Annotated in this window: 4 protein-coding genes; all 4 read right to left on the bottom strand. The window is 68.7% G+C overall.

What is annotated here, in order from left to right; translation table 11 throughout:
• Positions 1 to 107 precede the first annotated feature (107 nt).
• Positions 108 to 3,932 carry a discoidin domain-containing protein gene (locus tag ACZ6TI_RS48010; protein WP_465352014.1) on the bottom strand — a complete coding sequence of 1,275 codons (3,825 nt, stop codon included), beginning with the start codon at positions 3,930 to 3,932 and terminating at the stop codon, positions 108 to 110.
• Between the two features lie 19 nt (positions 3,933 to 3,951).
• Positions 3,952 to 5,538 carry a glycoside hydrolase family 13 protein gene (locus ACZ6TI_RS48015; RefSeq protein WP_465352015.1) on the bottom strand — a complete coding sequence of 529 codons (1,587 nt, stop codon included), beginning with the start codon at positions 5,536 to 5,538 and terminating at the stop codon, positions 3,952 to 3,954.
• Positions 5,539 to 5,604: 66 nt separating this feature from the next.
• The gene (locus ACZ6TI_RS48020) at positions 5,605 to 6,537 is read right to left on the bottom strand and encodes a carbohydrate ABC transporter permease (RefSeq protein WP_465352016.1); all 933 of its coding nucleotides are present in this window, start codon (positions 6,535 to 6,537) and stop codon (positions 5,605 to 5,607) included.
• An 11-nt stretch (positions 6,538 to 6,548) separates the two neighbouring features.
• Complete coding sequence (locus ACZ6TI_RS48025) at positions 6,549 to 7,424, bottom strand: carbohydrate ABC transporter permease (RefSeq protein ID WP_465352017.1); 876 nt, start codon at positions 7,422 to 7,424, stop codon at positions 6,549 to 6,551.
• Positions 7,425 to 7,628 lie beyond the last annotated feature (204 nt).

The following is a 7,628-nucleotide window of genomic DNA, read 5'->3' on the forward strand; positions in this document are numbered from 1 at the left end:
CCCCCCCCCCCCCCCCCCCCCCCCCCCCCCCCCCCCCCCCCCCCCCCCCCCCCCCCCCCCCCCCCCCCCCCCCCCCCCCCCCCCCCCCCCCCACCTCTGGGGGCGGGTTAGTTGCGGGTGATGGTGAAGGTGGACGTGGTGTTCTCGATGTCGCGCCAGTTGTTGGTCAGGCGCAGGCCGGTGAACGTCGCCGAGCCGACCGCCGGGCCCTGGCCGGGTTCCGCGGCCGGGTTGGCCCAGACGCCGAAGCCGGATTTCGCGTCGTACTCGTCACCGCTCTTCTGTGCGCCGGACACCGACACGTTGGTGAAGACGGTGTCGGTGATCGGCATCAGCGGCGTGGTCGGGCTGGTGTACTTCGTCTGGAACATGATCCCGTGGTAGGTGGGATCGACGATGTCCACGTTGCTGATCCGGATGCCCTGGAACGACTTCTCGCCGCTGAGCAGCCACAGACCCGGGAAGGTCTGCCCGTTCCAGAAGTGGCCGCCGCCGCGGACGATCGAGATGTTGTCGAAGGTCGTGGGCGGGCTGGCGCCGAAGCCGAGCATCGGGATGCCGAAGTCGATCGACGCGATGGTGACGCCGGAGTAGACCAACGTGTCCGCGATGTAGATGTTGCGGAAGATGTTGTCCCGGCCGCCGTAGACCGCCAGACCCGCCGCGCGCCAGGTGAGCGTGCTGCTGAGGTTCTGGAAGATGTTGCCGGTCTCCTCGGCGTTGTTCGAGTCGATCGCGTTGAAGAGCGCGAAGCTGTCGTCACCGGTGGCCCGGGCGTCGACGTTGTCGATCAGGTTGCCGGTGCTGCCGTTGGTCATGTTCAGGCCGTCGGCGAACATGTTCCGGATCCGGGAGTTCTTCACCACCATGTTGTCGACGTTCGCGCCCCAGAAGAGGCACATCTGGTGCTCGGTCCAGATGTTGTCGATGGTGATGTTCTGGGTGCCGTTGAAGTCGAACACCTTGCCCGGCCCATCGCGGCGGATCGTGTAGTTGCCGAAGAACGCGAAGTTCTTGAACGTCGATCCGCTGGCCTGCCCCTGCGCGGAGAAGCCGGCGTCGGTCTCGGACTGGTCCTGCGGTGTCTGGAACTTCGTGTACCAGGGTCCGGCGCCGACGACCTGGATGGGCCGGCCGAAGACCTGGAACTTGTTCTGCGTCGGGTAGACGCCGGCCGGCAGGTAGACGCCGGCCTTGCTGGTGTCCATCCGGGCCGCGTCCAGCGCCGCCTGCACCGACTGCTGATCGGTGCCGGTCGGCACCACATAGGTGGCCGGGTTCGGGTTGGCGACCGGCGCGACCTGCTCGAGGTTGATGAAGTCGACGGCGATGCTGCCCGGGTTGCCGCCGTCCTTCTGCAGCTTGATCGTGCTGCCCGCGGGCACCGTGCTGTTCAGCATGATGCTGGCCTCGTCGTAGATGTGCCGCGGTCCGGTGCCGGAGTTCTGCGGCTCCGCCTCCGGGCCGTAGAGCCAGGCGAACTTCGACGTCAGCGGCAGCGTCTTGTGCACCTGCCCGTCGACGTAGATGGTCACCGAGCTGGTCGTGCCGTCCGGGATGGAGAACCGGGCGACCAGCGTGTTGGTGCCGGCCCGGGTGGTCCACTGGACGTAGGCGCCGGTGCTGTTGAGGGTGACCGCGCGACGCCCGGAGGCCTCACCCGCGAGGTCGCCGATCCGGCGGTTGGGGCTGAGCGACTGTGCGCCGCCGCCGATCTGGCCGTCCTCGGCCTCATACATCTCGTACGGCATGTTCGCGCCGCGGCCCACGAAGAACGGCCGCTCGCTGGTGTTGTTCGCCTGCTTGACCGGCAGCTCGTTGGCGTCGTTCGCGAGCACCACCCGGACCGTGTACTTGCCGTTCACGGCCGGCCAGGTGCCCAGGTTGATCGACGGTGACGAGGCGCCGGGCGCGAGCGAGCCGGTGTACGAGCCGGTCAACGTCCGCACGGTCGCGCCGGTGTCGGAGAGGACGGTCAGCGTGATGCCGTGCGCGCCGCCCGCGGTGGCCTGCGTGCCCTGGTTCCTGATGGTCACGCTGAACGTCACCGTGTTGCCCGCCGACGGGTTGTTCGGCGACCAGCCGACCGCGGAGGCGATCAGATCGGAGCTGGCCACCGGGCTGACCACCAGACTGGACGGACTGGTGAACTCGTTGTTCGCGTCGTTCTGCTCGACCACGGTGTTCGCCTCGTCGACCACGGCACGCAGCGGATAGGTCCCCGCGTCCCGTGCGCCGGAGTTGAACGAGACCGTGGAACTCGCCCCGGCGGCGATGGCCCCGACGGTGGCGGTGCCGACCTTCGTCGTACCCAGATAGAAGTTGACGTTGCTGGCCGGGCTCGCCGCGGAACCCGCGTTGCGGACCGTGGCCGACAGCGTGATCGCGTCCGTCTCGACCGGCGCAGCCGGAGAGGCGGTCAGAGAAGTGATCGTGAGATCCGGGTTGGGCGCGGGCACCCCGATCACCTGGAACTCGGCGACCTGACCGCTGGGCGCGCCGGTGTTGGCGGTGAAGCTGAGCCGCAGGTCCGCGGCGGTCGCGCTCACCGGGACGGTCACCGTGTTGCCGGTGGCCGGGTTGAAGGTGTACGTGGCCGAGCCGACCAGCGTGGTGAACGCCGTGGCACTCTGCTCGCGACCCAGGATCGAGAACGTCTGGGTGCGCTGGCCCCACGCGGTGTCCGGGTTCAGCTTGACCACCACGGACGACGTGCTGGCGTTGGCGCCCAGCTTGACGGTCAGGTTCGCCGGATAGGCGCTGCCCTCCCAGTAGGTCGCCACGTCGTTGTCGTTCGCGTTGGTGGCGACGAACGTGAAGATGGTCGACGACGCCTCGATCGGCTTGCCCACCGCGAGGTTGCCGCCGGGCGTGCCGGTGCCGGTGCGGGTGACCGTGTTGCTGGCCGCCGACTCGTTCCCGGCCGCGTCCTTCGCCTTCACGTAATAGGCCACCGTCGCCGTGGCGGGCTGGCTGTCGGTGTAGGTCAGCACGTTGCCGGCCACGCTGGCGCGGACGGATCCGTTGGCGTAGACGTCGTAGCCGCTGACCCCGACGTTGTCGCTGGACGCGTTCCAGGTCAACCGGATCTGGCCGGTGGCCGGCTGGGTGTAGGCGAGGTTGCCGGGGATGGTCGGCGCCTGCGTGTCGCCGCTCTGCCCGGTGCGCGTCACCGTGTTGCTGTTGCCGGAGACGTTTCCGGCGGCGTCCTTGGCGCGCACGTGGTAGGCCACCGTCGCGCTGTCCGGCTGCAGATCGGTGTAGGTCAGCACGTTGCCGGCGACGCTGGTGCGCAGCTGGCCGTTGGCGTAGAGGTCGTAGCCGGTGACCCCGACGTTGTCGCTGGAAGCGTTCCAGGTCAACCGGATCTGGCCGCTCGCCGGCTGGGTGAAGGCGAGGTTGCCGGGCGCGCTGGGCGGCTGGGTGTCCGCGCCGACCGGGCCGTAGACCTCGAGTTCGGAGAGCTGCCCGGCGGGCCAGCCGGTGTTGCCGGTGAAGCTGAGCCGCACGAAGCGGGTGGTGGCCGCGGTGAAGTCGATGGTGACCGTGTTGCCGGTGGCCGGGTTGAAGACGTAGCCGGCGCTCGCCTTGAGCGTCGCGAACGAGCCGCCGTCGGTGCTGCCCTGCACGGTCAGCGTCTGGGTGCGGGTCTGCCAGGCGGCGGCCGGCGGCAGCTCGAGGATGGTCTGGTTGACGCTGACCGCGGAGCCGAGGTCGACCTGCAGCCATTGGGGGAACGCGTTGTTGTTCGATTCCCAATAGGTGTTGGCGTTGCCGTCACCGGCGTTGCCGGCCGGGTAGACGTCGGTGAAGCTGCTGGCGGCGAACGTCTTGCCGGCGGCCAGGTTGGGACCGGCGGCGTGGGCGGGGGCGGTGGGGACGAGGAGGACCGTGGCGGCCGCGACGGTGACCGCGACCAGGGCTCTTCTCACTGGGGACACCTACTTCCAGTTAACGACGGAGCCAGACGGCCGTGTCCGGCGGCAGGGAGGTGCCGTCGAGCGGGCCGCTGGCGAGCAGGCAGGAGTGGTGCTCCGGCAGGGGGACCGGAACATCGGACATGTTGAGCACACACGCGAACGAAGGCCCGCGGGTGTAGGCGAGCACGCCGGGCGCGGCATCGAGCCACGTCATCGTGCTCCGATGCAGGCCCTCTTCCCCGCGGCGGAGGCGGATCGCCGCGCGGTAGAGCTCCAGCATCGAACTCGGGTCGCCGGTCTGAGCCTGGACCGTGCGGTCCTTCCACTCGGCCGGCTGGGGGAGCCAGGGCTCACCGGTGGTGAATCCGAACGGCTGCTCGTCGCCGGACCAGGGCAGCGGCACCCGGCAGCCGTCGCGGGAGTGGCCACGCCGTCCCCACATGGGATCTTGAAATTGGGAAGCCGGGATGCTCTCGTTCTCCCAGAGGCCCAGTTCCTCGCCCTGATAGACGTAGGTGGCGCCGGGCAGCGACAGGGACAGCAGCGCGGCCGCCCGGGCGCGGCGGGTGCCGAGCTCGAGGTCGACCGGCGTGCCGTCCAGGTTGTCGTCGAAGCTGAACGTGGTCCTGGTGCGGCCGTAACGGGTGACGTGCCGAGTGACGTCGTGGTTGGACAGCACCCAGGTGGCCGGCGCGCCGACCGCCTCGTGCGCGTGCAGGGTGCGGTCGATGCACTCGCGCATCAGGGCCGGATCCCAGGCACAGCCGAGGAAGTCGAAGTTGAACGCGGCGTGCAGCTCGTCCGGGCGCAGGTAGTTGGCGAACCTCGTGACCTCGGGCATCCAGACCTCGCCGATCAGCGCGCGGTCTTCGTATTCGTCGGCCACCCGGCGCCAGGCACGGTAGATGTCGTGCACGCCGTCCAGGTCGTGGAACGGGTGCGGCGCGCCCTCGACGAACTCGGGCATCGCGGTGTCCTTGAGCAGCAGGGCCGCCGAGTCGATCCGGATGCCGTCGACGCCGCGGTCGAACCAGAACCGCAGGATCGCCTCGAACTCGGCTCGCACGTCGGGGTGCTCCCAGTTGAGGTCCGGCTGTTCCGGCGTGAAGAGGTGCAGGTACCACTGGCCGTCCGGAGCCCGCGTCCAGGTGTCACCGCCGAACTCGCCGCGCCAGTCGGTGGGCATCCGGTCGCCGCGACCGGGCCGGAACCAGAAGTAGTCGCGCTCCTTCGCCTCGGGGTCGGCGAGCGCCTTCTGGAACCACGGATGCGAGCTGGACACGTGGTTGGGCACGATGTCGACGATCATCCGGATGCCCGCCGCGTGCGCCTCGGTGATCAGCGCCTCGGCGCCGGCCAGCGTGCCGAACACCGGGTCGATGTCGCGGAAGTCGGCCACGTCGTAGCCGGCGTCCGCCATCGGCGACGGATACCAGGGACTCATCCAGATCGCGTCGACGCCGAGAGCGGCCAGGTGCGGCAGGTGCGCGCGGATGCCGTCGATGTCGCCGACGCCGTCACCGTCGGAGTCCGCGAACGAACGCGGATAGACCTGGTAGATCACCGCGTCCCGCCACCAAGCTTGCGAGGTAGCCACAATTACCTGCTTTCTGGACATTGCTAGGGCCTTTTTGGGCGCACGGGGTCGGGCGATCCACGGTGATCGCCACGTACTGCGGTCGGGTCAGCCCTTCATGGAACCCGCGGAGAGTCCGCCGATGATGCTGCGCTGGAAGATCAGGAAGATCACGATCATGGGTACGGACGCGATCACCAGCCCCGCGACGAACTCCGTCTGGGGCACCTGGCTGGTGTTGGCGAGCCGGCTCAGCGCGACGCTCAGCGTCTGCCCCTCCGGGTTCTGCAGCACCAGCAGCGGCCAGAGGAAGTCCTTCCAGATGCCGATGATCGCGAAGATGGAGACCACGCCGAGGACCGGGCGGCTGAGCGGCAGCACGATCGACCACAGCACCCGCAGCCGGCCGGCGCCGTCGATCGCCGCGGCGTCCAGCAGGTCGTCCGGGATCTGGTCGAAGAAGCGCTTGAGCACATAGACGTTGAAGGCGTTGGCGGCGGCCGGCAGCCACAGCGCCCACGGGGTGTCGATCAGGTTCCAGCCGAAGATCGGCACGTCGGCGACGGTCAGGTAGGCCGGCACCAGCAGCGCCGCGGCCGGCAGCATCAGGCTGGCCAGCATGCCGCCGAGGATGATCTTGCCGAAGATCGGCTTGAGCTTGCTCAACGCGTATGCCACCGCCACGTCCACGGTGAGCTGGATGATCCAGCCGCCGAGCGCGTAGTAGACGGTGTTCAGGAAGAACTTCCCGATCCGCATGTTCGTCCAGGCGGTCAGATAGTTCTCCGGGTGCCACTCCTGCGGGATGAAGGTCGGCGTCGGCTGGGCGAACTCGACCGGCGACTTCAGCGCGCTGGTGGCCATCCAATAGAGCGGATAGAGAAACGCGGCCGCGAACACCAGCATCGTGACGGTGACCGCCGCGTAATAGATCCCGCGATGACGATTCAGATCAACCGCGGAGACCAGGGTACGGGTGCCACCCGCGGATGATCGGCGCCGCTTCGGCAGGCTCGGTGGGGGCGGGGCGGTGAGGCTCATCGACACGCTCCTCAGTCGGCGGTGCGGGTCAGGCGCAGATACAGCGCGGAGAAGGCGCCCAGCACCACGAAGAGCAGCACGCTCATCGCCGCGGCCAGGCCGAAGTCGTTGTTGACGGTGAACGCGTAGCGGTAGATCAGCACCATCACGGTCACCGTGTCCGGGCTGGACGTGCCGGTCAGCAGGAACGGCTCGATGAACACCTGCATCGTGGCGATGATCTGCAGCAGCAGCAGGACCAGCATGATGAAGCGCATCTGCGGGATCGTGACGTGCCGGATCCGCTGCCAGATGCTCGCGCCGTCCAGCTCCGCCGCCTCGTAGAGGTCACCCGGGATGCCCTGCAGCGCGGCCAGGTACATCAGCGTCGCGCCGCCCATGTTGGCCCAGGTGGAGACCAGCACCAGCGAGACCATCGCGGTGGACGATCCCTGACTCCACTGCGACGGTGGCAGCCCGACGCCGCCGAGGATGGTGTTGAACAGGCCGTTGCCCGGGTCGTAGAAGTAGCGCCAGAGCAGCACGCTGACCACCGGCGGGAGCATCACCGGCAGATAGACCAGCACCCGGAACAGCCCGGAGAAGTGCCGGAACTCGTTGAGCAGGATGGCGATCACGAACGGCAGCGCGAAACCGAAGACCAGCGCCAGCGCGGTGAACACGACGGTGTTCTTCCAGGCCGTCCAGAACAGCGGGTCGTCGAAGAGCACCCGGTAGTTCTCCAGGCCCACCCAATAGGGCGGCACCACGAAGTTGTCCTGCTGGAAGCTCAGGATGATGCCCTTGACCAGCGGGTACCACGAGAAAAACGCGAAGCAGAGCAGGCCCGCGGCCATGAACGCGTAGGCCAGCGCGTTGTCCGCGATCCGCCGGCGCAGGCGGTCCATCCTCCGTGGTCCCGGTGGGCTCGCGGTGGCCGGCTCCGAGGCCTTCCGCGGGGCGCTTATTACCGCCATGTCGTGCCTTCCCCTGTGGAGCGGGGGGGGGGGGGGGGGGTCCGGAGGGGGCCCCCTCCCCTCCTTTTGGCCCCTGGGGGGGGGGGGGGGACTCGGGTTCTTCCCCCCCACCAACACAGCTGCGGTTCTCTTTTT

The sequence above is a fragment of the Actinoplanes sp. NPDC051388 genome, from assembly GCF_055586225.1.